Source organism: Paenibacillus sp. FSL F4-0243, from assembly GCF_037963295.1.
GTDB lineage: Bacteria > Bacillota > Bacilli > Paenibacillales > Paenibacillaceae > Paenibacillus_AQ.
The window spans coordinates 4265764-4291636 of sequence record NZ_CP150151.1 but is presented as its reverse complement, the minus strand read 5'-3'; the positions used below and the strand labels follow the sequence as shown (position 1 = coordinate 4291636).

Sequence of the window (25873 nt, the reverse complement as noted above, 5' to 3'; positions counted from 1 at the left end):
TTTGACTTATTAAAAAGCTTGCGAAATTATGCCCAATCGGCGTGATTCGCGAGCTTTTTTTCGTTTGAATATGACAATTTATAAGTTTCACATTTAAGCCTGCATGCTAATTCTTCTCCGCTTTTCACCCATTAAGAATGCCCAGCATAAGATGCTCTATAGTCGATAGTGTATGTTGAAAGGAGCGTCATCCCTATGCTTACTGGCGTCAGGATCGTGTTCCTGGGCGGGGACGCGAGACAGCTTGAAGTGATTCGGAAATGTGTGGAATTGGATGCGACGGTAAGCGCTGCCGGGTTCGATAAATGGGAAGCCCCTTGCCCAGGGGTGAGCCTGGAACAGATGACGGTAGAGCTGCTTAGTAATGCAGATGTATTAGTGTTGCCTACGGTTGGTTGTGATGATGAAGGGAATATCAGTGCTTTATTTTCTTCTGAACGCTTGATGCTCTTGGAAGAACATTTTGCTGCTTTGCCACCCCATTGTTTGGTGTATAGCGGTATGGCTAAAAGCTACTTACGCGGCATGTGCGCCAAGCATTCGTTAAAGTTAATTGAATTGCTTAATCGTGATGATGTAGCCATCTACAACTCCATCCCAACAGCGGAAGGGGCACTGGTTATGGCCATACAGAACACGGATTTTACCATTCACAGTTCCAAATCGATGGTACTGGGCTTGGGCAGAACGGGTTTTACAATGGCAAGAAGTCTGCAAGGATTGGGTGCTAGTGTCAAAGCCGGTGTTAGAAAACAGGAACATTATGCACGTGCTGAGGAAATGGGCTGGAAGCCGTTTATGACCAGTGAACTGTTGCTTCATGTGCCGGATGTTGATCTGATATTTAATACGATTCCAAGTATGATCATCACCGCACAAGTACTCTCACGTATCTCACCGCATTGCTTAATTGTCGACCTGGCTTCCGCTCCAGGTGGATGTGACTTTCGTTATGCTGAGAAAAGAGGAATTAAAGCGATGCTGGCACCTGGACTCCCTGGCATTGTAGCTCCTAAAAGCGCTGGGATTATTATGGCAAATGCGCTGGTTCAGTCGATATCGGACGAGGCTTTAATCAAGGGGGACGAATAAAATGGATTGGCACGGAAAAACAGTAGGGTATGCGATTACCGGATCTCACTGCACATTTGCGGAGGTAATGCCGCAAATTCAACGCTTCGTAGATGGAGGAGCAAACGTAGTGCCCATAGTTTCAGCATCCGTACTAGGCACCGACACCCGCTTTGGAACATCGCAAAATTGGCTAAAACAGTTGAAAGATATAACAGGTAATGATATCATTTCTACAATTGTTGAAGCGGAACCGCTGGGTCCTTCCAAGCTGCTGGATGTGCTGACGATAGCACCTTGCACTGGAAATACAACGAGTAAATTGGCAAATGCTATGACCGATAGTCCAGTGCTCATGGCTGCAAAATCGCAGATGCGCAATGGACGTCCACTTGTTCTCGCGATATCTACCAATGATGGCTTAGGTCTTAATGCCGCAAATATTGCAAAGCTTCTAGTGGCTAAACATATTTATTTTGTGCCATTCGGACAGGATAACCCTGAGGGCAAACCTAATTCGTTAGTAGCGCGTATGGATCTTATCCCAGAAGCTTGCTATGCCGCTTTGCAAGGTAAACAACTACAGCCGATGATTATTGAAAAGTTTCATTCCGTCTAGAATAGGGCGGAATCGGTGGAGCTAGTTGCGGACAATAAAAGGGGAGATGCACTAAATGAGCAATGAGAAGTTAAATGCCGCCTTGGTCGGAGTTACTTCTTAATCAATAGATACGGTCGTGAACATTCAAAGCCAAGATCTGCTAAACCCATTGCTGAGATCATTGCCACCAAAAAATATAAGATTTACTGCTACCGTCCTCATTTCGAGGGCGGTACAACCATTTTTCAAAATAAAAGAAAATTACTTAAGAAATAAGCTTACGTACTGTAAAGGAATTTCTCATTAGAGACGAAATGAGTTCTATTTACGAACGATTAGTGTGTTTGCTTTGACAATAATGGAGGAATTATACATGGGTATTCTGGTACAAAAATTCGGAGGAACATCACTTTCAACACCACAAGCTAGAGAGCACGTCATTCGTAATGTCAAACGGGAGCTCGCTAGCGGCTATAGTTTGGTCATTGTCGTTTCGGCAATGGGCAGACGCGGAGAACCTTATGCAACAGATACTCTGCTGGATTGGGCTGTTCAGAATGGAGATTCACTCCCAGAGCGTGAGAAGGATCTCTTGATGTGCTGTGGTGAGATTATCTCTGCTACTACACTTTGTGGCCTGCTGGAGAATGAAGGGGTTGCTTCTACGGTACTAACGGGAGCTCAGGCTGGTTTTATGACAGATAGCAACTATGGCAATGCAAGAATTCTAGATGTACGTCCTGATCGTATTCTTCGTGAACTGCGTGAAGATAAAGTAGTTATAGTGACCGGGTTCCAAGGACAGACTGAAGCTGGTGATTTGACGACTTTGGGCCGTGGAGGAAGTGACACCTCTGCGACTGCACTGGGTGCTGCCCTTCATGCAGATATGGTTGATATCTATACAGATGTTAACGGGATTCTTACAGCAGATCCGCGGATCGTTGAAGATGCAAAACCGCTAACGTATGTTAGTTATACAGAAATTTGTAATATGGCTCATCAAGGAGCAAAAGTGATCCATCCACGTGCGGTTGAGATTGCTATGCAGGCACAAATTCCAGTACGCGTTCGTTCAACATTTTCTGAGACTGAAGGTACGCTGGTTACGAATCCTGAAGGATTCAACGACATTCAGTCTGGCGGCATTGTAGATCGCTTCGTAACAGGGATTGCTTATGTCAGCAACGTTACACAGATTTCTGTGGAGTGTCCAGATGGAAATGGTACGGGCGTTCAACTGCAAATTTTTAAAAGTATGGCCGACAACGGAATAAGCGTTGATTTTATTAATGTAACACCTACTGAAGCTCTTTATACTGTGTTCGATGACAAATCAGAAAAGGCCATCTCAGTTCTTCAGCAATTGGGCTTGCGTCCTAAGAGTTTATCAGGTTGTGCAAAAGTTTCCGTTATCGGGGGCGGAATTAATGGTGTGCCTGGTATTATGGCGCGTATCGTTGAGGCACTTAGCTCACAAAATATTCAGATTCTCCAATCCGCAGATTCGAATACAACGATTTGGGTGCTGGTGAAGAAAGAGGATATGGTGCAGTCCCTGCGTTCGCTGCACGCTATGTTTGAATTGCACCGCTAAGGAGGAATTCAAAGTGGATTTCGGAAGATTAATAACAGCCATGGTAACCCCCTTTGACGGGGATGGAGAAATCAACTGGGATGTAACTTCACAGCTTGTCGATTATTTAATTGAGGAACAGAAATCAGAGGCATTGGTTGTCTGTGGTACAACTGGGGAATCCCCAACGTTAAGTGATGAGGAGAAACTGCAGCTGTTTTCTTTTGTACTAGAGAAGGCGAATGGTCGCTGTAAAATTATTGCTGGAACAGGCAGTAATAACACGAAGCACTCTATTCACCTCACGAAGGAAGCGGAGAAAATAGGTGTGGATGGCGTACTTTTGGTCGTTCCTTATTACAATAAGCCTAATCAGGAAGGGCTCTATCAGCATTTTTCTGCGATTGCTACGGAGACTTCATTGCCAGTCATGCTGTATAATGTTCCCGGTCGCACGGGTGTAAGTATGAGCGTGGACACAACCCTTCGACTTGCTGAAATATCGAATATTGTTGCGACAAAAGAATGTGCATCTGTCGATCAAGTAACACTTATCGCTTCTGCGTGTTCCGATGACTTCCGTGTATATACCGGTGATGACTCTGCGGGCTTAGCTAGTCTAGCCGTAGGAGGATACGGAATTATCAGTGTAGCTAGTCATGTGGTTGGTGCACAGATGTCAGAAATGATCTATGCATTCACCTCAGGAAATGTTCAGCGAGCTGGAGAGATCCATCGGCAATTGTTCCCTATTTACAAGGGGTTGTTCGAATGTCCACAACCTTTACCGAATCCTTCAGCGGTCAAATATGCTTTAAGTTTGAAAGGTCTGCCTGTTGGAGGCGTCAGATTGCCGCTTATTTCACCTACTGAAGCTGAGGCGGCCTTTATCGAGGCACTATTTCACTAAGTGCTGAACAATGATATTCTAGTCTTTAAACCGGCTTCTCCTGTGGAGAGCCGGTTTTTATATTTATTATATTTTGCTAAAATAATGGGTCACATTTAAGGAAAGAATTTGGATACGAGATAGGGTGACTTGTCTTTTGCCAAAAAAATCATGTATAATGATCTTAAGTGACTGGGTGCGGTTAAAATTAAATATGCGGTAATCTTCCGTCAATGGTATACATTGTGAGACAGGATAGGTCCCAAGATGAGTCTGTGTAAATGATTGAAATGTCTTCGCGCGAGGGGCGCGACGGTGAATTTTGACGGCATTTGTCCGCTTCAATATGAACTTTACTGCCCGGAATCGGGAGCTTTCGCATTGCGCATTTTACAGATATCAGGAATATCCTTGTTAATTAAGGAAGCTATCAGCTGTTTGAAGAATGTGTTCAGCGCCGCTGAAATAATCGAAGTTCAATATTTACCAATAAAAGTATGACGTCCAACATCATAGGAGGGTTAGATTCATTTGTCCAAAAAAAACAACAACGATAAATTGATGATTTTCGCATTGGGCGGAGTCGGAGAAATCGGGAAAAACATGTATGTCATTCAATATGGAGCTGACATTGTAGTCGTGGATTCGGGACTTAAGTTCCCGGAAGAAGATATGCTCGGTATTGATATTGTAATTCCTGATATCTCTTATTTGACAGAGAACCGTGACAAGGTAAGAGGGATTGTACTTACCCACGGACACGAGGATCACATCGGTGGTCTCCCATATGTCCTGAAGAATTTGAATGTTCCGGTTTACGGAACAAGACTTACATTAGGCCTTGTAGAAAACAAATTGAAGGAAGCAAACTTACTGGGTGACACCAAACGAATTCTGATCAATGAAGATTCAGAAATTCAACTGGGAAGTTCGCTCAAAGTTACTTTCTTCAGAACCAATCACAGTATTCCTGATTCCGTCGGTGTATGCATAGAAACACCGGAAGGTAACGTAGTTCATACGGGAGATTTCAAATTTGACCACACTCCAGTCAACGGTCAATTTGCAAATCTGCATCGGATGGCTGAAATTGGCCAGAAGGGCGTGCTTGCTCTTTTGTCGGATAGTACAAATGCTGAGAAACCAGGCTTTACCCCATCTGAGAAAAATGTCGGTATCGTTCTGGAAGACATTTTCCGCAAAGCTGAACAACGTGTCGTTGTAGCAACTTTTGCTTCCAATGTGCACCGCATTCAACAAGTGGTTAATGCAGCAGAATCCACAGGTCGTAAGATTACAGTAATTGGCCGTAGTATGGTAAACGTTGTATCCATCGCTTCTGAGCTTGGATATCTGAACGTACCTGATGGTATGCTGATCGAGCCTGAAGAAATGAACAGAATGGCAGCGAACCGTGTCGTTGTTCTTTGCACAGGATCCCAAGGCGAGCCAATGTCCGCATTGACCCGTATGGCACGTTCCAGTCATCGTAAAGTAGATATCTTGCCAGGTGATACTGTTATTATTGCAGCAACACCGGTACCAGGTAACGAGAAATATGTAGGTCGTACCATTGATGAATTGTTCCGTCTTGGCGCTAACGTAATTTATAGCGGTTCCAATTCTGGCGTTCACGTATCCGGTCACGGTAGCCAGGAAGAGCTTAAGCTTATGCTCAACCTGATGAAACCAAAATATTTCATTCCAATTCACGGTGAATACCGTATGCAACGCAAACATGCGCTTTTGGCAGAATCTGTTGGCGTAGAGTCTCAGAACATTTTCATCACTGAAATCGGTGAGATTGTGGAAATTCAAGGCGGTGCCGCTCGTAAAGCTGGTAAAGTAACGGCTGGTAACGTATTGATTGACGGTCTGGGTGTAGGTGATGTAGGTAATATTGTATTGCGTGACCGTAAGCTGCTGTCTCAAGATGGTATTTTGGTTGTCGTGGTTACACTAAGCAAACAGAATGGTGCAATTGTCTCCGGACCTGACATCATTTCTCGTGGTTTCGTTTATGTTCGTGAGTCCGAAGGACTGCTTGACGAAGCGAACCGAATTGTTTCCAGTACACTGCAGCGCCTGATGAGTGAGAAAGTAAATGAGTGGGCATCGCTTAAAACAAGCGTAAAAGATTCACTCGGTCGTTTCTTATACGAGCAAACGCGTCGTAGACCGATGATTTTGCCAATTATCATGGAAGTGTAAGGAGAATTCTCCTTAAATAAATATATAGCTTGGGCATTGGCCCCTTTTCCCCGGAAATATTGGACGGTTTCTACGGGAAAAGGGGTTTTTGTATTGTTTATATTCACATCATGAGGAGAGGTTTGCATAATGCGGGGCCCTGAAATGTCATACTAATGAAAGTTAGTAAGGCTATAGCAGACCAGAGCTGCATAAGAAAAGGGAGAGCTGCGAAAATGAACTACATGAATGGATCAAATGGAGCAAAGAATGAGGAAGTTATACCACAAGAGGGAAATCCAAGTACAAATGAAAACATGCCGCCCACTACAATGGGTGCACTTAAAGAGCTTGGACAAACAGCGGTTCCTACGGGTGAACCGGATATCTTTTGCATAACGATCATCGGTCAGATTGAAGGCCATATTGTAATGCCTCCTCAGAACAAAACGACAAAATACGAACATATCATTCCTCAGCTGGTGGCAGCTGAACAGAATAAGAATATTAAAGGTCTGCTTATTATTTTAAATACTGTTGGTGGAGATGTAGAAGCTGGTCTAGCGATTGCCGAAATGATTTCTTCGCTCTCTAAACCAACGGTAACAGTAGTCATTGGAGGGGGCCATAGTATTGGCGTTCCGATTGCTGTATCCTCTACGTATTCAATTATTGCGGAAAGTGCAACAATGACGATACATCCGATTCGTATGAATGGCTTAGTAATTGGAGTGCCACAGACGTTCGAATACATGGAAAAAATGCAGGAGCGTGTAGTAAAATTCGTTACTTCTCATTCTCGGATTTCTGAAGAACAGTTCCGTGACCTCATGTTTAAGACAGGTGAGCTCAATCGTGATATTGGAACAGCCGTTGGGGGGTTGGACGCCGTTAAATATGGTCTCATGGATGAGGTGGGCGGGATCGGAGCTGCCTTAGCGCATCTTAACCGCATGATTGGTGGAGATTTCTCTGCAGCGCCTACAGCAGCGATTTCGGGAGGGCTTACGCAATGACACTCTATACGATAATGTCGATGGAACAGGTGTGGGAGGGGGCATTTAATAATTACGCTACAACGCGAGAAGTAAGTGTTCAGGGGATGCTCATGCAGGTTGAGCCGATGGAGGAAGGACGCGCGCGCATAGTAAGATTACTGGATTGTCCTTTGGAGCGATATTTAGATCCGTCGTTCTCTCCTGGAGCGATAATTACGTTAACATAAAGATTCATTTTTTGACAAAAGAGAACATAGGTACGCCACGCCATTATATGGTATAATGTTGTTCCGGGGGTGGCTGGCGTGGCTAAACGAAAAAAGAAAAAGAAAAAAGCGCTGCTCGGCAGCGTTTTAAAATATGAAATTTACGGAATTTTACTAATAACGATATCCGTTATTGCTCTGTCCGGTGAAGCGGCGGTAGGGCGGTCACTTTCAAGTATGGCGGGTTATTTATTAGGGAGATTTTATTTTGTGTTGCCGCTTATTGGTATTTTTTATGGGCTTATGGTTATGATCCATCGAAGATGGCCTTCTTCTTGGAACAGTCGACATACAGGCGTGCTTCTGCTTCTGCTATCCATGTGCCTTATGAGCACTATCTCTGCAATGGAGCAGAAGCTTGGCCCGTTGTCCTTGCTCCATCCTGGCAACGTGATGACACAAATACATAATGATCTTTCGGGATCTCTTTCGCCCGGTGTTAACAATAGTAATGTCTATATGCTGGGTAAGGATATAAGTGGCGGATATATCGGCGGATTGGAGTATGCTGCGCTGCTGTGGCTCTTTGGTAGTCTGGGAGCTAAGCTGCTCATGATCGTTATGCTTGCCATCAGCTTTATGTTAATTACAAATCTCTCCTATGTAGAGATTATTACTCTTTTGCGAGTTCGTACGGTTAAGTTTGTGGAAGGGATTCGTCTCCATGCGGCAAACCGTCCGAAGGCAGTCCCAGTAGCGGCTAGACCTTCCAAAGCAGCCACACCCGCAAAGACTCGGCCGGTGAAGCAGCCTGTCTATGACGAAGATGACGAAGAGGAAGAAGACGATCGATATTTACCTAATCGTAAGCAACCTGTTCTATTGAAAAAAATATCCGGTTGGTTCACAGGCTCCACCCGTTCAGAGGCGGAAGCCGATTCTGATGATGATCATGGTCCAATTGTAACAAGTGCTTCGCACGGTCCGATCATTTCTGGGCTTTCAGTAGATAGTCGTGTGACTCCACTTGAGGATATCCAACATGATTTTGATGATGCAGATATGGATATGGAACCTGTGACTCCAATTATTCGCGACTTCTTTGAGCATATCCGCTCAGAAGGGCTGAATGAGGAAGATCGGGAGGAATGGAGTGAATTCTCTCCTGCAGCTCGAGGTGTTACCGTCAAAGCTCCTGTCGCAGGGGCTAATCCAGTTAGTCAACAGCCTTCAGATGAGCCTGAGGAGAATGTGACTATAGACTTGGATGGATTGCTTAGCGCCACTCCTGATGGACAGATCATTCCTGCTCCACCGGCACCACCTCCACCAAAACCATATAAGCTGCCATCTTTCCGACTTCTAGCCAAACCTAACAACAGCGGTAAAGCAGGAGATCAGAATGATTATATGCAGACCGCCCGTAAGCTAGAAGCTACCCTAGAGAGTTTCGGTGTAAGAGCAAAGGTTCTCGAAGTAGTTAGAGGTCCAGCGGTTACACGCTATGAGATTCAGCCGGATATCGGTGTCAAAGTTAGCCGTATTGTTAATCTGACGGATGACATTGCGCTTGCTCTTGCAGCCAAAGATATACGTATGGAGGCGCCAATTCCGGGTAAATCAGCCATTGGGATAGAGGTACCAAATTCCGAAGTGTCTATTGTGACCATGCGTGAAGTTATGGAGACACAGATCTTTCAGGAAGCTGAATCCAGATTATCGATTGCTTTTGGACGTGATATTTCGGGTCAGACGATTATCGGTAATTTAGCGAAGATGCCCCATTTATTGGTGGCTGGTGCAACGGGATCTGGTAAATCGGTTTGTATTAATGGGATTATTACGAGTATTTTATACAAAGCTAAACCCGATGAAGTCAAATTCCTGATGGTGGACCCGAAGATGGTAGAGCTGAATGTCTATAATGGGATTCCGCATCTTCTGGCTCCAGTCGTTACTGATCCGAAGCGGGCGAGCTTAGCTTTAAAGAAGATTGTTGTGGAAATGGAGAAAAGGTATGAACTCTTCTCCAAATCAGGAACACGCAACATGGAAGGCTATAATAAGCTGATGGCAGAGAACCCAGCTGCTATACTTCCGTATATCGTTGTTATTGTGGACGAGCTTGCGGATTTGATGATGGTTGCCGCTAACGATGTAGAGGATGCTATCTGTCGGCTTGCACAGATGGCGCGTGCAGCTGGTATACATTTAATTATCGCTACTCAGCGTCCTTCCGTGGATGTCATTACAGGTTTGATTAAGGCGAATATTCCATCTCGTATCGCTTTCGGCGTATCTTCCAATGTAGACTCACGTACCATTCTGGATATGCCAGGTGCGGAGAAGCTGTTAGGTCGGGGAGACATGCTGTTCTTACCGATGGGAGCTTCTAAACCGATTCGTGTGCAGGGTGCCTTTATGAGCGATCAAGAGGTTGAGACGATCGTTCAATATGTCAGCAGCCAAGGTGAAGCAGAATATGATGAGTCCATTGTTCCAGAGGTTGATGACACAATCGCTGAAGACCAGGAGCCACAGGATGAGTTATATGAGCAGGCCGTAACGATCGTGCTTGAAGCGAAGCAAGCTTCAGTCTCGCTACTACAGCGCCGGATGAGGGTTGGTTACACCCGTGCAGCCCGTTTGATTGACTCTATGGAGGCTCGTGGGGTAATAGGGCCTTACGAGGGCAGCAAGCCGCGTGAGGTGCTTGTATCACTTGAGCAGTATCAGCATAACAAGATCAGTTCTTAAGCTGAACAAGTCAGTTTAAACCTTAAATAGACAGTAAAAAGGGGCCGTCCCCAAGTAGTTTGTACTACTTGGGGACGGCCCTTACTCATGCTGAAGAAGTGTAAATGACACTTCAAATAATGGCTTTAGTGAAGCTACGAATAAGGCTCCGAGTGAAGCTTCATTAAAATAATTAGGGAATTTCTCCCTGAAATTCTGAGATTATTGGTTCTCAGACTTATAATTAGGGAAAAGCTCCCTATAATTTATTAATTTTGGTAAGAAATAAAGGAATTGGCCTGATTTTTAGGGAGGAATTCCCTAATTTCATTCATTATCAGAGAATATCCACTATTTTCAGGGAGTTTTTCCCTAAAAGTGCGAACCTGTTACTTGGACTATTGTGAATTCATATCACTAAAATATTGAAAAGTATGACGTATATCTATAATTTCAATTCATGCGTGGTTCCAAAGTAAAATGTGGTCCTTTAAATTCAGGATTCATATCAACTTCATGGTTTTCTTATTTCGTATTATAGTTGATAATTATTCTCAATTATAATGAAAAGCTATTTCTTCTTTTTTAGTAATGCATAGGATGCGCTGACAGTCGTCATAATAACTTTAGCCATCCATGCAGAACTTACAAAAGAAAGGTAGAGCGAACCCTATGAAGAAACAAAAGATGTGGATATTTGCTGCTTTAACTCTTGCACTTGCTGCCGCGCCGTTTGCAGGAACGTTTTTCAAGGGGAATGGCATTGTTCAGACCAAGCAAAGTGCTGCTGCGTCATTTGTCCACGAGTTAAATAATCCTGACGAAGAAGTCTTGCCGGCTTTCAGTACAACACCCATTAAACTTGGGTCCACGGGTCAGGATGTCTATGAATTGCAGGGGCGATTAAAGCATTTAGGTTATTATGCCGGAAAAATAGACAGTCATTTTGGGCCAAAAACGAAGAATGCAGTAACTTGGTTTCAATGGAAATTCGGAATGAAGTCTGATGGCATTGTAGGTGCCAAAACTAAGCTGAAGCTGTATAACGCCACGAAGAACTGGAAGCCTACTGAGCCTTCTACGGGCACGGGAAATAAGACAGCACAGAATAACACTGGTAATAAAACAAATACGTCCAATAAAACGAATTCGCCAGGATTGTCTTCAGGTAATTCGATGGGCTTATCGGAGAATGATCTCAAGATCATGGCTAATGCCGTGTATGGAGAAGCCAGAGGTGAGCCTTTCGAAGGTCAGGTTGCTGTTGCTGCGGTCATTTTAAACCGAGTGAAATCACCTAGTTTCCCGAATACGCCGTCTGGCGTTATTTTTCAACCGGGAGCATTTACAGCTGTAGCCGATGGTCAGATCTATCTGGAGCCCAATGAGCAAGCACGTAAAGCAGTGCAGCAAGCACTCAATGGTTGGGACCCTTCAGGTGGATGTTTGTATTACTTCAATCCTAAAACAGCGACCTCTAAATGGATTTGGACCCGTCCTCAGGTGAAGACGATTGGTCAGCATATTTTCTGTATGTAAAAAGAAGGATAGAGAATTCAGAGAGCAACCGGGAAGAGGCTTCCGGTTGCTTCCTTACTTTGGAATGGTTTAGAATGGTTAATAATTCATAAACATGATGTAGAGCAACTATCCACGCCGTAAAGGAGTTTTGGACTTGACTAATAATGTATTTCAGCATGGCACCGTAGGAGGCTTGCGCATTCACGTTATGCCAACCAAGGCATTCAAGACCTATGCGATCTCACTTTATGCGGGGATCCCTCTTGATGAGAATACAGTAACTTCTACTGCACTAGCTCCATTCGTGCTTCGCAGAGGTACCGCGACTTATCCGGAGACCACGCAATTTCGCGAGCGTTTGGAGGAACTGTATGGCGCTGGATTCGGGTTTGATATTTATAAAAGAGGCGATTATCAAATCGTTCAGTTCCGCATGGATACTATTAATGACTCTTTTGTGCAAAGCCAGGAGAGCTTACTTGAACAATCCTTCGCTTTCTTAGGTGAAGTACTGACTCGTCCATTAGTTGAAGACGGCAGCTTCCGACCTTCGTATGTTGCAACGGAGCGTGAAACCGTTCGCAAGAAGCTGGAGTCCATCGTAAATGACAAGATACGTTACGCTGCTGAGCGCTGTATTGAGGAAATGTGCCGAAACGAGCCATATCGTCTTCACCCTCTGGGGCAAAGAGCGGATCTGGATCAAATCACTCCGAAAAGTTTGTATGAATCGTATAATTCCTGGCTGGATGATGCCATCCTTGATCTCTATGTAGTGGGTGACACTACAGCTGAGGAAGTAGAAAAGCTTGTACAGCGTCATTTCGGTCGGGTTCAGTCCGAGGTGGGCTTATATAGCTCTAAGTTCGTACCTGTATCAGTTAATGAGGTGCGGACTGTAGAAGAGAAGCTGGATGTCAGTCAGGGCAAGTTGAACCTGGGTCTACGCACCTCTATTACTTATAAGGATGATAATTACGCATCCGCACTTATGTACAACGGAATATTAGGAGGGTATCCCCACTCTAAACTCTTCGTTAACGTACGTGAGAAGGCAAGCCTTGCCTATTATGCTTCGTCTCGTTATGACGGCCACAAGGGCATTGGAACGATTCAATCAGGCATCGAAACGCAAAATTACGGCAAAGCCGTGGACATTATAGAGAAACAATTGGAAGAGATGAAAGCTGGCAATATCAGTGATCTGGAACTGAGTCAGACCAAAGCTATGATCCGCAATCAGCTTTCCGAGATTCCGGATTCTGCTTTTGAAATGATCTCTTATGACTTCAACCGCCAGCTGTCAGGAAAAGAACGGACAGCGGATCAGCTATTGGAGCAGGTGGAACAAATCGGTGCTGAAGATGTAAAAGCTGCCGCCGAAACCTTTCAGCTGGATACGATATATTTCTTGACAGGAAAGGAGGAATAACGATGGAACAAATTCATTACGACAGACTTCAAGAGACCATTTATCATGAGGTCATGGATAACGGACTTCAGGTATATGTGTTGCCGAAACCAACCTTCAAAAAGACCTATGCTACATTTGCAACTAAATACGGTTCCGTTGACAATCATTTTCATGTCGCAGGTGGAGAAGAGACCACTGTTCCTGATGGTATAGCTCACTTTTTAGAGCACAAAATGTTCGAAGAGCCAGAAGGCGATATTTTTGCTACCTTTGCTTCAAATGGAGCCTCGGCCAATGCTTTTACAAGCTTTGATCAGACAGTTTATCTTTTCTCAGCAACAGAAAATATAGAGACCAATCTTAGTACGCTCGTTGATTTTGTTCAGCGACCTTATTTTACAGATGAGAATGTAGAAAAGGAAAAGGGAATTATTGGTCAAGAAATCAATATGTATGCTGATAATCCGGATTGGCGCGTGTATTTTGGCCTTATTGAAGCGATGTATTCGAAGCATCCGGTTCGGATTGACATTGCAGGTACGGTAGAATCGATTAGTACGATCACGAAAGAAACGCTGTACACATGTTATAACGCTTTTTATCACCCTAGCAATATGTTGTTGTTCGTGGTTGGGGGTGTGGACCCGGAGAAAGTATTTTCTTTGATTCGCGCTAACCAAAAGGAAAAAACCTACGGCAAGCAGGGTGAAATCAAGCGTATTTTTGAAGATGAACCCGAACAAGTCGCTACAAAACGGCTAGAAAGCAAGCTTGCTGTTTCGATGCCGAAAATCATGTTTGGTTTCAAGGAAAAAGTAGAAGATCTAACAGGTGAAGCTTCTCTGAAACGCGACCTGATAACGAAGCTAATGCTCGATTTGTTGGTAGGTAGTAGCACAGCATTGTATCAAAAGCTTTATGATGAGGAATTGATCTCGGACAGCTTTGGACATGAATTTAATAGTTCTCCGCAGTATGCTTTTTCTGCAATGGGTGGGGATACAAAGGATCCGGACTTGCTTTTAAAACGAATTAAAGAAGAAGTAGATCTAATCTTAAAGTCTGGCTTTGCGGAGAAGGATTTCGAGCGGGCACGGAAAAAGAAAATTGGCGGTTATTTGCGCATGCTGAACTCCCCTGAAAGTATCGCACATGAATTTACACGCTACCAGTTCCGTGGTGGTGACCTGTTTGAAGTTCTGCCTATGTATGAATCGATCACTCTGGCAGAAGTAAATGAGCGTCTGCAAGCCCATGTGAACTGGGAACAGCTTGCCGTTTCATTGGTGGTGAGTCCTTAGGTGAGCGTTTTGGGAGAGAGCAGCAAACCACTAGGGGAAATGACAGTGCTCATTACAGGGGGAAGCGGAGGGATCGGCGGCGCCATTGCGGAACGATTTGCTTCTGTGGGGATGAATATAGTTATTCATTATAAACACTCACATGAAGCTGCGAATGATGTCGCTCGGCGTTGTATGGCCCTTGGCGCAAAGGTAATGACAGTAAACGCGGATATGAAGGATCGTAGTCAAATTGTACGTATGGCTGAAAAGCTTGAGAGTAATGGGATGCAGCCGGATATTCTCGTCAATAATGCCGGTAAATCGCATTACGGAATGCTAGCTGATGTGACCGAAGAGGAATGGGATGACATTATGTCCATTAACTTGAAGGGAACCTTTATGTGCAGTCAGATTTTCATGCCGTACATGGTGTCTCAGCGTTATGGACGTATCATCAACGTTTCTTCTGTATGGGGTATCACTGGAGCTTCTTGCGAAGTAGCATATTCGGCTAGTAAGGGTGGAGTGAATGCCTTTACAAAGGCTTTAGCTAAAGAGTTGGCTCCATCTGGTGTAACGGTTAACGCGGTAGCTCCAGGAGCGGTTAATACGAACATGCTGTCCAATTTACAGGAGGATGAAGTCCGTATGCTGGAGGATGAGATTCCAGTAGGGCGTTTGGCTACGCCTAATGAAATATCTTCACTAATTTATTTTTTGGCTTTGCCTGAGTCCGGGTATATCACTGGCCAGATTATTAGTCCAAATGGTGGATGGATTACCTGATCTTCAGTTGGAGAAAAGCTCCAGCATAATAACTTAGCTTCTAAGACATATTATAAGTGTTGTTTTTAAATCTCACGTAAGGCGGCTTACAGCCTGTATGCAGGTGTTTGACCGTAAACATGAAGGAGGATTTAAGATGACACAAGAAGATAGCGTAATCAAAAATTTTGACACCTGGAAGAAATTTCTAGGAAAACGTGTTGTACAGGCGGAGAAACTTGGGATGAGTGAAGACACAATCTCAAAGCTGGCTTTTGAAATTGGGGAATTCCTCGATGAAAAAGTGGATCCAGCAAACACTCAAAACCGTGCAATCAAAGAGCTATGGGACGTCGGCAACGATGAAGAAAAGCAGACGATTGCTAAACTCATGGTCAAGTTGGCGAAAAATCACGCCTAAGCTTGCGGAAAAGCTCCCCTTGTGGGAGCTTTTCTGCAATTATTACAGGACTGACCTTGCCTTTCATTTTTATTTTATATATCATTAACATGACCCGTGTTTCAGACCGCTTTGTCTGAACGGCATTTTTTTGATGTTATCAAAGTGCGGGAAAAGGAATCTATGAGGTGTACAAGTGGAATATAAACAATGGTATATGGAATACAAGATTCACAAGAACAGACCCGGTCTGCTTGGTGATATCGCTTCAATGTTAGGGATGCTAGAAGTCAACATACTGACGATTAATGGCGTTGAAGGAAAGACTCGCGGAATGTTGCTGGAGACCAATGACGATGACAAAATAATGCTGATGGGCGAAATGCTCAAGAAAGTTGATAATATTACAGTTTCAGCTCTGCGGTCTCCAAGACTCGTAGACAAGCTGGCTGTGCGCCATGGGCGATATATTGAACGGGATTCAGATGATCGGAAGACGTTTCGTTTTACTCGGGATGAGCTTGGTCTATTGGTCGATTTTCTCGGGGAACTGTTTAAAAAAGATGGAAATCAGGTAATAGGACTTCGAGGTATGCCCCGTGTAGGAAAGACGGAATCAATCATTGCTGGCAGTGTCTGCGCGATGAAGCGTTGGACATTTGTCTCCTCAACACTTTTACGTCAGACGGTTCGAAGTCAATTAGCAGAAGATGAGATGAACCCACATAATGTATTTATAATTGATGGTATTGTTAGTACGATCCGCTCTAATGAGAAGCATTATAATTTATTACAAAATGTTATGAGTATGCCAAGCACGAAAGTGATCGAGCATCCAGATATTTTTGTACGGGAATCTGAGTACACCTTTGATGATTTTGATATTATTATCGAGCTTCGCAATAATCCAAATGAAGAAATATTGTACGAGTCGTTTACGACTAGCTACAGTGATGATTTATAGAACAAGAAAACAATGAACAATGATATTCATTGAAATTTACAGGAGGTGATGGTATGTCGGAACTGGGCCGGCAATTGAAAGAGGCGCGTCTGCAAAAAGGGATGAGTCTTGACGATGTCCAGGAAGTAACGAAAATTCGCAAAAAGTATTTGGAAGCCATCGAGTCTGGAGACTATAAGGTGCTTCCAGGAAGTTTTTATGTTAGGGCGTTTATCAAAACGTACGCAGAGGCAGTAGGGATGAGTCCTGACGAACTGCTAGAGGAGCATGGGAATGTACCTGCCCCTCCCGAAGACACAGCCATGGAAACGGTGATTCAAAAACGCAGCCGTAGACCTGAAACCGAACGGAATGCAAAATGGCTGCCAACAGTGCTAATGTGGACATTTCCAATATTAATTATTGTTGTGATTTACATTTATGCATCTAGTTTGAACAAATCGGACCCTGATCAGATTGATCAGACGAATCTGACGAATGAACAGCAGGATCCTACGACTGCTAAAACATCTCCACCGGCTTCAGGAGGTGGAGTTGTGGCGCCAACTTCTTCGGCAGGAACAGAAGCAACAACTGAACCTACTGCAGAGCCAACGCCATTACCAACACCTACGCCTTCCCCGCAATCCATTACAGTTACACCGGATGGGAAAGCAGGAAAAACAACAAAATTCAAGGTTTCAGCTCCGGCTGGAAGTGAAGTGAAGGTTGAGATTTCTGCTACTGGGGTAAGCTGGCTTGAGGTGTATAAAGGTGAGAACTCTAAAGGTGAAAAACTCTCATTTGGTAACACAGCGGCAGGAGATCGTATGAGCTTTGTGCTTGGAAGTGAAGGAATGTATATTAAATCTGGTTATTCACCAGCTACTGAGATTACTGTCAATGGACAAGTGATTACGGATGAAAAGACCTCATCTCGTCTGCTACTTAATCTGGATGAAGGTACTGGAAGTGAAACGACCCAGAATGAAGGTACCACCGATACTACCGACCAGACTAATGAAACAGGCCAATAAGAAAAATGATGCATAGACTTTGGCTTTGCGGGGAACATAAGACTGTTTCTAGTTCTTAGCCAAAGTGGGGTGTACATTCATGATTGTTAGCTGGATTGTAGCTGGACTTGGGGTTGTTGTCAGTCTTATCGGATACTATATGACACCAAGTGCTTGGGGTTATGGAATTCTCGGGTTCGGTCTTGCACATATCGTGCTTGGAATTCTGGATATGTTTCGAAGCCCGCTTCGAAGCAGATAGAGAATTTAGAATGTGCGTCTCCGAGGATATTTTCCATTGGAGACGTGTTTCTACCTGAAACACAACTCATTTCGAAGGAAAAGCTCCACTATGTGGGGCTGTTTTCTGTGTCGGGTGAGGTACATATTATCCAATATTAGACTTAAGGGTATCATTCTTTTATAATAGTAGCAGACTAAAAAGTACAAAGGACGTGTAGTTATGAGTTCAGAAAGTTCATTTGATATCGTATCTAAAATGGATATGCAGGAATTAACCAATGCGATCCACCAAACAGAGAAAGAAATTGATAACCGCTTTGACTTTAAGAACAGCAAGAGTAGTCTGAAGCTGGAGAAAGACGCACTTATTATCGCCTCTGAGGACGAATATAAGTTAAACGCTGTTATTGATATTTTACAATCGAAGATGGTGAAGAGAGGTATCACGCTGAAAAACTTGGATTTCGGCAAAGTGGAGCCTGCTTCTCTGGGTAGTGTTCGTCAGCGTTTAGGTCTTAAGCAAGGGATTGATCAGGAGAATGCAAAAAAAATTAACATCCTGATTCGTGATTCGAAATTGAAGGTGAAGAGCCAGATTCAAGGAGATCAGATCCGCGTAACTGGTAAGAGTCGCGATGATTTACAACAAATTATCCAGATTTTGCGTAAAGCTGATTTGCCGCTGGACCTGCAGTTCAACAACTTAAAATAGCATTTTGTACCCCGCAGTGCTTATCAGCGCCATTATGCGGGGTGCTTTGTATTTTTTTTGACACCTATTTATAGCTATAATATACTTGCTTAAGTAGAAATAGATGAGCCTGACTCAGGCAATTTGTATGAACGATTTAGGGGAGGAACTTCAGTGAATTTGCCCAACCGCATCACGCTAGCACGTATTTGCCTGATCCCGATTATGATGTTTTTCTTACTGGTGGATTTCAGTTTTTATCCAGAACCGATACATTGGGGCTCTTTTCAGCTATCTGTTAATCATTTGGTGGCAGCTGTAATCTTTTTGCTTGCAGCGAGCACAGATGGAATAGACGGCTACATAGCAAGGAAATATAATATGGTCACCAATCTCGGTAAGCTCCTTGATCCGTTAGCGGACAAGCTGTTAGTTTCTGCAGTTCTGATTTCACTTGTGGAATTGGGCAGATGTGATTCATGGATCGCAATTGTTATCATTAGTCGTGAGTTCGCAGTAACCGGGCTTCGCCAGATAGCATTGTTAGAGGGAAAAGTGGTTGCCGCCAGCAAATGGGGTAAGATAAAGACGGTTGTACAAATTGTAGCGATCTCACTGCTGTTGTTAAATAATTTCCCATTTCAATTCGTCAGCATTCCTGTAGATGATATTGCTATATGGGCTGCAGCATTGATCACTATTTACTCTGGAATTGATTATTTTGTGAAGAATAAGGATCTATTACAGCTGCATAATGCTTAAGCATTTTAGGCAGCTACATATAGGAGAGGTAATAGGTAAAGCACCTATTACCTTTTTTAAACCCTAAAAGCAGTGTATCTACATTATAACGAGGAGGCGAAAGCCAGGTATGAAAGCGGAGATTATTGCAGTAGGCACGGAGCTTTTGCTCGGTCAAATCGTAAATAGTAATGCCCAGTTTTTGTCTATTGAGCTAGCTGCTATTGGGATTGATGTATATTTTCAAACCGTAGTTGGGGATAACAGCAGTCGCTTGCAGCAAGCCATTGAGATCGCTCAAAGCAGAGCGGATGTTATCATATTTACCGGTGGTATTGGTCCTACAGAAGATGATCTAACGAAGGACGCGCTGGCTGCTTCCTTAGGTCGCACACTTCATATAGATCGCTTGGCAATGGATCATGTACAACGTTTCTTTGATGATCGAAAGATTGTAATGACGGAGAATAATCGTAAACAGGCACTTATAATTGAAGGAACTACACCTTTGCCAAATGAGATTGGTCTTGCTGTTGGCATTGCTTTTGAGCATGAAAAGAAATATTATATTGTGCTTCCTGGTCCGCCTCGCGAGATGAAGCCGATGTTCGTAGATAAAGCTGTACCGTGGCTTCAGCAGCACGCTCTAACGACAGAAATGCCACTTTATTCTAAAATGCTTAAATTTGCAGGTATCGGAGAATCACTGCTTGAGGATAAGCTCATTGATCTTATTCACAGCCAGACAGACCCAACCATAGCTCCTTACGCTAAAGAGGGAGAGGTAACCGTTCGTATTTCGACAAAGGCGCCTTCCGAGCATGAAGCTTACAAGAAGCTGGAGATTCTGGAGAAACAGATCAAAGAGATTTTGCCAGAACATTTATATGCAAATATTGATGTGCCACTGGAGCAATTGATTGTGGATTGGATGGCGGATGCAGGTCTGACTTTAAGTGCGGCAGAGAGTTGCACTGGAGGCTTGCTGATGGAGAGTATAACTAACATTCCAGGCAGTGCTTCGATGTTTGCGGGAGGAATCGTCTGTTATTCCAACGACCTGAAGAAAAAACTTCTAAATGTGCCAAGTGCTTATTTGGAGGGGCCAGATGCTCCAGGGGCAGTTAGTCGTGAAGTTGCCGAAGTGTTAGCTGATCAGGTGAGAATGATCGCAGATAGTGATTTCGGTTTATCTGTAACTGGTGTAGCAGGACCGGGCTATTCTGAACGTAAGCCAGTTGGACTTGTATTTATTGGTTTAGCTGAACGCGGGCGTAAGACAGAAGTATACGAGCTTAATCTTAAAGGTACACGTGAAAATATACGACTGCGTACTGTTAAAGCTCTGTTGTATCGTCTATGGCGCAGACTTGAGGAACGGAAGGTGGAGACACCTCTTGAAGGCTCAGACTTGTAATGGGAGATTAGCCCAGTTATAATTGAGACATACGGAAGAACCGTGGCACTGAGATTTCTTTGCTGCGGTTTTTTGTATATCTGCGGAGATTTTGATCGCTGTTTTGGTTTTGATCATAAGTCGTTGATGTCCGGTGAAGTAGAGAAATCAGTTAACTTCTATGTCCGGAGGGAGGCTTACAATAAAAGGGATAATTAACGCTTGAGACAAAAAAAACGAATGTATGTTCGAAAAAAAGCTTGGCAAGACCTCAAAAACACGTTATTATATTATTATAAACAGTGAAGGAAGTGGTCTGATTGTCAGATCGTCGTGCAGCGCTTGATATGGCGCTTCGTCAAATAGAAAAACAATTTGGTAAAGGTTCGATCATGAAACTGGGAGAATCCACTCATATGCAAGTGGAAGTTGTACCTAGCGGATCTTTGGCACTTGATATTGCGTTAGGTATAGGCGGACTTCCAAAGGGACGTATTATTGAAGTATACGGACCTGAATCCTCCGGTAAAACGACTGTTGCTCTTCATGCTATTGCAGAAGTGCAAAAACAAGGAGGACAAGCTGCATTTATCGATGCTGAGCATGCGCTCGATCCGAAGTATGCACGTAACTTGGGCGTAAACATTGATGAATTGTTGCTATCTCAGCCAGATACGGGTGAACAGGCACTTGAGATTGCTGAAGCACTTGTCCGTAGTGGTGCAGTAGACATTATTGTCGTTGACTCCGTAGCTGCGTTGGTTCCTAAAGCGGAAATCGAAGGTGATATGGGTGACTCTCACGTCGGCCTACAGGCTCGTTTGATGTCTCAAGCGCTTCGGAAGCTATCTGGTGCCATTAGTAAATCGAATACAATTGCTATCTTTATTAACCAGCTTCGTGAGAAAATTGGTGTTATGTTCGGTAACCCTGAGACAACCCCGGGTGGTCGGGCGTTGAAATTCTATTCTTCCGTACGGTTGGATGTTCGTCGTGTCGAAAGTATTAAGATGGGTAACGACGTTGTAGGTAACCGCACCAAGATCAAGATTGTGAAGAATAAGGTAGCACCTCCATTTAAACAAGCTGATGTTGATATCATGTATGGTGAAGGGATTTCCAGAGAAGGAAGTCTTGTAGACATCGGTACTGAAATGGACATCGTGAATAAGAGTGGTGCATGGTATTCCTATGAGGGTGAGCGTCTCGGCCAAGGACGTGAGAATGCCAAACAGTTCTTGAAAGAACATCAAGATATTGCACTCATCATTGAGAACAAGATCCGTGAAGCAAGTAACCTGTCCACTATTGTTGCTGCACCAAATGAAGCTGAAATCATTGCAGAGCAAGAGGAAGAAGAAAAGCTACTTCTCGAAATCGAACAATAGAATTTACTAAGGAATAGGACGCCCTGTGATTCATTGTTGCAGGGTGTCTTTTCTTAACAGTGTAAGAACATATATATTTGGGGTCCCCCAAAGTACCTGAGTACGCACCGAAGTTAAGCCGCACTTTGTGGGGATATTTTATTGCTATGAGGTGACAAGCAACTATGGTAATACAGCTGGATATGGATTTTGAATCGGATGAGCAGGACGTACAGGTCCTATCTGATTTTCCTGATGGAGAACTTTTAGAAATTACTAAGGTAGAACGTCAGAAGAAGTCGGACCACCGCTACATCATACATTTCGGAGCCTATAACATGACTGTACACGAAGACGTCATGATTAAATATCGGATGATTACTGGAAATTCTTTTATGAAAGCCGATTTGGAGGAAATTGTTGTTGCTGATGAGCGACAACGAGCTTATGTAGAAGGACTTCGTTATCTAGAACGGAAGCCACGTACCGCTATGGAAATGACTCGCCGTTTACGGCAGAAGGAAATAGGGGAGACTATTATTGCGGAAGTGGTGCAACGGCTACAGCAGGAAAGATTACTTGATGACCCCTTGTATGCAAAGCAATGGGCGGAGCAACGCATTACGAACCAGCGAAAAGGGAAAATGTGGATTCGCCAAGAGCTACGTGAGAAAGGAATCGACAAAGCCTTGATCTCGGAAGCACTGGAGAATGTCAGTCCTGAACAAGAACTAGAGAGTGCACTTCAGATTGGTCGTAAGAAATGGAATCTTATTCGTGGTGAAGCCACAGATAAGCGCAGAAAGACTGGAGCCTTCTTAATGCGGCGTGGATTCTCGGGTGATATGGTGCGACAAGTGATCAATACTTTACTTGAGGAAGACAATTATGAGGGTGAAGATGAGGAATTTTACTAGACTCACTGATTCTCTTGACATTAATGCGCATATCGACTCTCTTGACAATGTCTTTTTATAAATAATAAAATATAACATGAATCGGCATAAAGTAAGAATCCTTTTTCCTTCCCAAAAAGGTGACTTTTTAAAACGGTTCGCGTACAACTCATATGAAATGTAATCGCCGGATAAGGCGGGCAGTGTGCATGTGCAGCATGTGCAGTATGGCAATCGGTTATTTACCGGTTTTTTGTATGGTGATGAACGGATAGTTTAACAACTGCACAATTCCCAGGGATATACCTTGGAGAGGAACCAACGAGGAGGTGAACAGATGCAAGCATGGATCTGGGTCATTATCGTTCTCGTTGTAGCTGCATTATTCTTTGGGTTCGGTTATTTTATTCGTAAATCCCTTGCAGAAGCTAAAATTCAAAGCGCAGAAAGAGAAGCCGTAGTCATCGTGGAGAACGCGAAGAAAGACGCAGAGGCGCTGAAGAAAGAAACAGTATTGGAAGCTAAGGACGAAGTCCATAGAATCCGTACTGAAGCTGAGAAAGAAACTCGTGAACGTCGGAATGAAATCCAACGGCAAGAGAGACGTTTGCTGCAAAAGGAAGAATCTCTGGATAAAAAAATGGAATCGCTTGAAAGAAAAGAAGAACAAGTAGCTAACAAAGAGAAACGAATTGATGAAACCCAACAGCAAATTGATGTTATTTACAAAAACCAAGTCACTGAATTGGAGAGAATTTCCAATTTAAGCATCGAAGATGCAAGAAGTATTATTCTTAGCAATGTTGAGCAAGAAGTTCGCCATGAAACGGCTCAAATGATCAAAGAGATTGAACAGCAGGCGAAAGAGGAAGCGGATAAGAAATCCCGTGAAATCATCACACTCGCTATCCAACGCTGTGCAGCTGATCACGTAGCGGAGACAACAGTTTCAGTTGTTACCCTGCCGAACGAAGAGATGAAAGGGCGGATTATCGGTCGTGAAGGCCGTAATATTCGTGCACTCGAAACTCTTACAGGTATCGACCTCATTATTGATGATACGCCGGAAGCAGTTATTTTGTCGGGATTTGATCCAATCCGCCGTGAAGTGGCCCGTACGGCACTTGAGAAGCTTGTGGCAGATGGACGTATCCATCCCGCTCGAATTGAAGAGATGGTGGAGAAATCCCGCAAAGAAGTGGACGAACGAATTCGCGAATATGGTGAACAAGCTACTTTCGAAGTGGGTGTTCACGGATTGCATCCAGATTTGATCAAGATTCTGGGTCGTCTGAAATTCCGTACAAGCTATGGTCAAAATGTATTGAAGCACTCCATGGAGGTTGCTTATTTAACTGGACTGATGGCCGGTGAGCTTGGGGAAGACATCGTGCTTGCAAAACGTGCAGGATTGCTCCATGATATCGGCAAAGCGCTGGATCATGAAGTAGAAGGATCGCATGTTGAGATCGGCGTTGAACTAGCGAAGAAATATAAGGAACATCCGGTTGTTATCAACAGTATCGCGTCTCATCATGGAGATTGCGAAGCTACCTCGGTTATTGCTATGTTGGTTGGTGCAGCTGATGCATTGTCAGCAGCAAGACCTGGCGCTCGCCGTGAAACACTGGAAACGTATATTAAACGTCTAGAAAAACTGGAAGAAATCTCAGAGTCATTCGAAGGCGTTGAGAAATCATTTGCTATTCAGGCGGGCCGTGAGGTACGCGTGATGGTACAGCCAGAGAAGATTGACGATGCAGAGGCATTCCGTCTAGCTCGCGATATTACGAAAATGATTGAAAGTGAACTGGATTATCCAGGACATATCAAAGTTACCGTTATTCGTGAGACACGGGCTGTTGAATACGCTAAATAGGTGGAATATAAGGTTAAGGGATAAGATGTAACTTATACTTTCTTATATTTGTTGAGAATTGGCCCCTAAGCGGGGCCTTTTTTCTTTTGAATATGAGGTCTTATCCATTAGATATAGCGGTTAAGATTAGGAGGAGAGAATCATTAAAGTACTATTTATTGGAGATATCGTTGGAAATGTTGGAAGAAAGGCTCTTCGTGAGATGTTGCCCTCACTAAAAAGTAAATATCAGCCTCATATCATTATTGTTAATGGTGAAAATTCTGCTGCCGGTAGAGGGATCACCAAGGCGATCGCTAATGAGTTTTTTAACTGGGGCGTTCACGGTATAACTATGGGAAACCACACATGGGACAACAAAGATATTTTTGAGTTCATCGATGATGAGGCTCGGATTATTCGTCCCGCTAATTTTCCGCCAGGAACACCGGGAAGAGGTTATACAGTCGTTAAAGGGAACGGTAAAGAACTGGCAATAGTAAATTTGCAAGGCCGGACTTTCTTACCTGCTATCGATTGTCCTTTCCGTGTCGGGGAAGAAATTGTGGAAGAGCTTCGCAGAGATCACAAATGTATTTTAGTCGATTTCCATGCAGAGGTAACCTCTGAGAAAATCGCCATGGGATATTTTATGGATGGTCGCGCATCGATTGTTGTTGGGACACATACTCATGTTCAGACAAATGATGATGTGATTTTACCAGGAGGAACTGCGTATTTGACCGATGCGGGAATGGTTGGTTCAAGCGAAGGAATTCTGGGTATGGAAAGAGATGCAGTACTTTATAAGTTCACAACTCAGCTTCCAGCACGATTTGTTGTCGATGAAGGCAAGTGGCAGCTTCACGGTTTATTTGCAGAATTAGATGAGAATACTGGTGCGGCGACTCGTCTGGAGAAGATACGGTTACGTGAAGATGAATGGGTCATGAGCTAAACGTAGAACAGAGTATGGTTTAATCCGGGTAATTTCGCTGAGTTAGGGTAAAGTGTGATATTTTTAATATCATAAAAGAGTATCTTTAATACCGTTTTTGGAAGACGTGGTCCG

The 25873-nt window shown here is 43.7% G+C and carries 23 protein-coding genes; all 23 read left to right on the top strand.

Going from position 1 to position 25873, the window contains the following annotated elements; genetic code table 11:
- Nucleotides 1–195 precede the first annotated feature (195 nt).
- The 23 genes from dpsA to NSS87_RS18945 all read left to right on the top strand — a co-directional run bounded on the left by dpsA (nt 196) and on the right by NSS87_RS18945 (nt 25759).
- Nucleotides 196–1092: a dipicolinate synthase subunit DpsA gene (gene dpsA / locus NSS87_RS19055; protein ID WP_042189407.1), complete on the top strand. Its 897-nt coding sequence runs from the start codon at nt 196–198 to the stop codon at nt 1090–1092.
- A gap of 1 nt (nt 1093) precedes the next feature.
- Nucleotides 1094–1690: a dipicolinate synthase subunit B gene (locus NSS87_RS19050; RefSeq protein ID WP_042189406.1), complete on the top strand. Its 597-nt coding sequence runs from the start codon at nt 1094–1096 to the stop codon at nt 1688–1690.
- Between the two features lie 355 nt (nt 1691–2045).
- Nucleotides 2046–3269 (top strand): aspartate kinase, encoded by a 1224-nt coding sequence (gene dapG, locus NSS87_RS19045; protein WP_339242095.1) that lies wholly within the window; start codon nt 2046–2048, stop codon nt 3267–3269.
- A 13-nt stretch (nt 3270–3282) separates the two neighbouring features.
- Complete coding sequence (gene dapA / locus NSS87_RS19040; RefSeq protein WP_076285437.1) at nt 3283–4158, top strand: 4-hydroxy-tetrahydrodipicolinate synthase; 876 nt, start codon at nt 3283–3285, stop codon at nt 4156–4158.
- Between the two features lie 510 nt (nt 4159–4668).
- Entirely contained in the window at nt 4669–6348 is a 1680-nt protein-coding gene (locus NSS87_RS19035) for a ribonuclease J (RefSeq protein WP_042189403.1), read from the top strand.
- Nucleotides 6349–6563: 215 nt separating this feature from the next.
- Nucleotides 6564–7343 carry an ATP-dependent Clp protease proteolytic subunit gene (locus tag NSS87_RS19030; protein ID WP_179281594.1) on the top strand — a complete coding sequence of 260 codons (780 nt, stop codon included), beginning with the start codon at nt 6564–6566 and terminating at the stop codon, nt 7341–7343.
- A complete protein-coding gene (locus NSS87_RS19025; protein ID WP_042128829.1) occupies nt 7340–7552 on the top strand; it encodes a YlzJ-like family protein in 213 nt (70 codons plus the stop codon). The genes NSS87_RS19030 and NSS87_RS19025 overlap by 4 nt, the downstream gene beginning before the upstream one ends.
- Before the next feature lie 78 nt (nt 7553–7630).
- Nucleotides 7631–10288, top strand: coding sequence for a DNA translocase FtsK 4TM domain-containing protein (locus NSS87_RS19020; RefSeq protein WP_339242090.1), 2658 nt, complete (start codon nt 7631–7633; stop codon nt 10286–10288).
- Between the two features lie 651 nt (nt 10289–10939).
- Complete coding sequence (gene sleB / locus NSS87_RS19015) at nt 10940–11806, top strand: spore cortex-lytic enzyme (protein ID WP_339242088.1); 867 nt, start codon at nt 10940–10942, stop codon at nt 11804–11806.
- 190 nt (nt 11807–11996) lie between these two features.
- Nucleotides 11997–13220, top strand: a complete 1224-nt coding sequence (locus NSS87_RS19010) for a pitrilysin family protein (RefSeq protein ID WP_188114607.1) — start codon at nt 11997–11999, stop codon at nt 13218–13220.
- Between the two features lie 2 nt (nt 13221–13222).
- A complete protein-coding gene (locus NSS87_RS19005; protein ID WP_339242087.1) occupies nt 13223–14503 on the top strand; it encodes a pitrilysin family protein in 1281 nt (426 codons plus the stop codon).
- A 39-nt stretch (nt 14504–14542) separates the two neighbouring features.
- Complete coding sequence (gene fabG / locus NSS87_RS19000) at nt 14543–15271, top strand: 3-oxoacyl-ACP reductase FabG (RefSeq protein WP_042194125.1); 729 nt, start codon at nt 14543–14545, stop codon at nt 15269–15271.
- Between the two features lie 136 nt (nt 15272–15407).
- Entirely contained in the window at nt 15408–15671 is a 264-nt protein-coding gene (locus NSS87_RS18995) for a DUF3243 domain-containing protein (protein WP_042189396.1), read from the top strand.
- Between the two features lie 175 nt (nt 15672–15846).
- A complete protein-coding gene (locus tag NSS87_RS18990; RefSeq protein WP_042128818.1) occupies nt 15847–16614 on the top strand; it encodes a DUF3388 domain-containing protein in 768 nt (255 codons plus the stop codon).
- Nucleotides 16615–16667: 53 nt separating this feature from the next.
- The gene (locus NSS87_RS18985; protein ID WP_339242084.1) at nt 16668–17630 is read left to right on the top strand and encodes a RodZ domain-containing protein; all 963 of its coding nucleotides are present in this window, start codon (nt 16668–16670) and stop codon (nt 17628–17630) included.
- Nucleotides 17631–17709: 79 nt separating this feature from the next.
- The gene (locus NSS87_RS18980; RefSeq protein ID WP_179086684.1) at nt 17710–17871 is read left to right on the top strand and encodes a hypothetical protein; all 162 of its coding nucleotides are present in this window, start codon (nt 17710–17712) and stop codon (nt 17869–17871) included.
- Between the two features lie 201 nt (nt 17872–18072).
- Complete coding sequence (locus NSS87_RS18975; protein WP_042128814.1) at nt 18073–18564, top strand: YajQ family cyclic di-GMP-binding protein; 492 nt, start codon at nt 18073–18075, stop codon at nt 18562–18564.
- Between the two features lie 153 nt (nt 18565–18717).
- Nucleotides 18718–19305 (top strand): CDP-diacylglycerol--glycerol-3-phosphate 3-phosphatidyltransferase, encoded by a 588-nt coding sequence (gene pgsA / locus NSS87_RS18970; protein WP_036688397.1) that lies wholly within the window; start codon nt 18718–18720, stop codon nt 19303–19305.
- A 109-nt stretch (nt 19306–19414) separates the two neighbouring features.
- Complete coding sequence (locus NSS87_RS18965; protein ID WP_042189391.1) at nt 19415–20701, top strand: competence/damage-inducible protein A; 1287 nt, start codon at nt 19415–19417, stop codon at nt 20699–20701.
- 299 nt (nt 20702–21000) lie between these two features.
- Entirely contained in the window at nt 21001–22068 is a 1068-nt protein-coding gene (gene recA / locus NSS87_RS18960) for a recombinase RecA (protein ID WP_042128809.1), read from the top strand.
- Nucleotides 22069–22232: 164 nt separating this feature from the next.
- Nucleotides 22233–22964 (top strand): RecX family transcriptional regulator, encoded by a 732-nt coding sequence (locus tag NSS87_RS18955; protein ID WP_339242079.1) that lies wholly within the window; start codon nt 22233–22235, stop codon nt 22962–22964.
- Nucleotides 22965–23280: 316 nt separating this feature from the next.
- Entirely contained in the window at nt 23281–24822 is a 1542-nt protein-coding gene (gene rny / locus NSS87_RS18950) for a ribonuclease Y (RefSeq protein ID WP_042128807.1), read from the top strand.
- A gap of 142 nt (nt 24823–24964) precedes the next feature.
- Nucleotides 24965–25759 (top strand): TIGR00282 family metallophosphoesterase, encoded by a 795-nt coding sequence (locus NSS87_RS18945; protein WP_042189389.1) that lies wholly within the window; start codon nt 24965–24967, stop codon nt 25757–25759.
- The last annotated feature ends 114 nt before the right edge of the window (nt 25760–25873 follow it).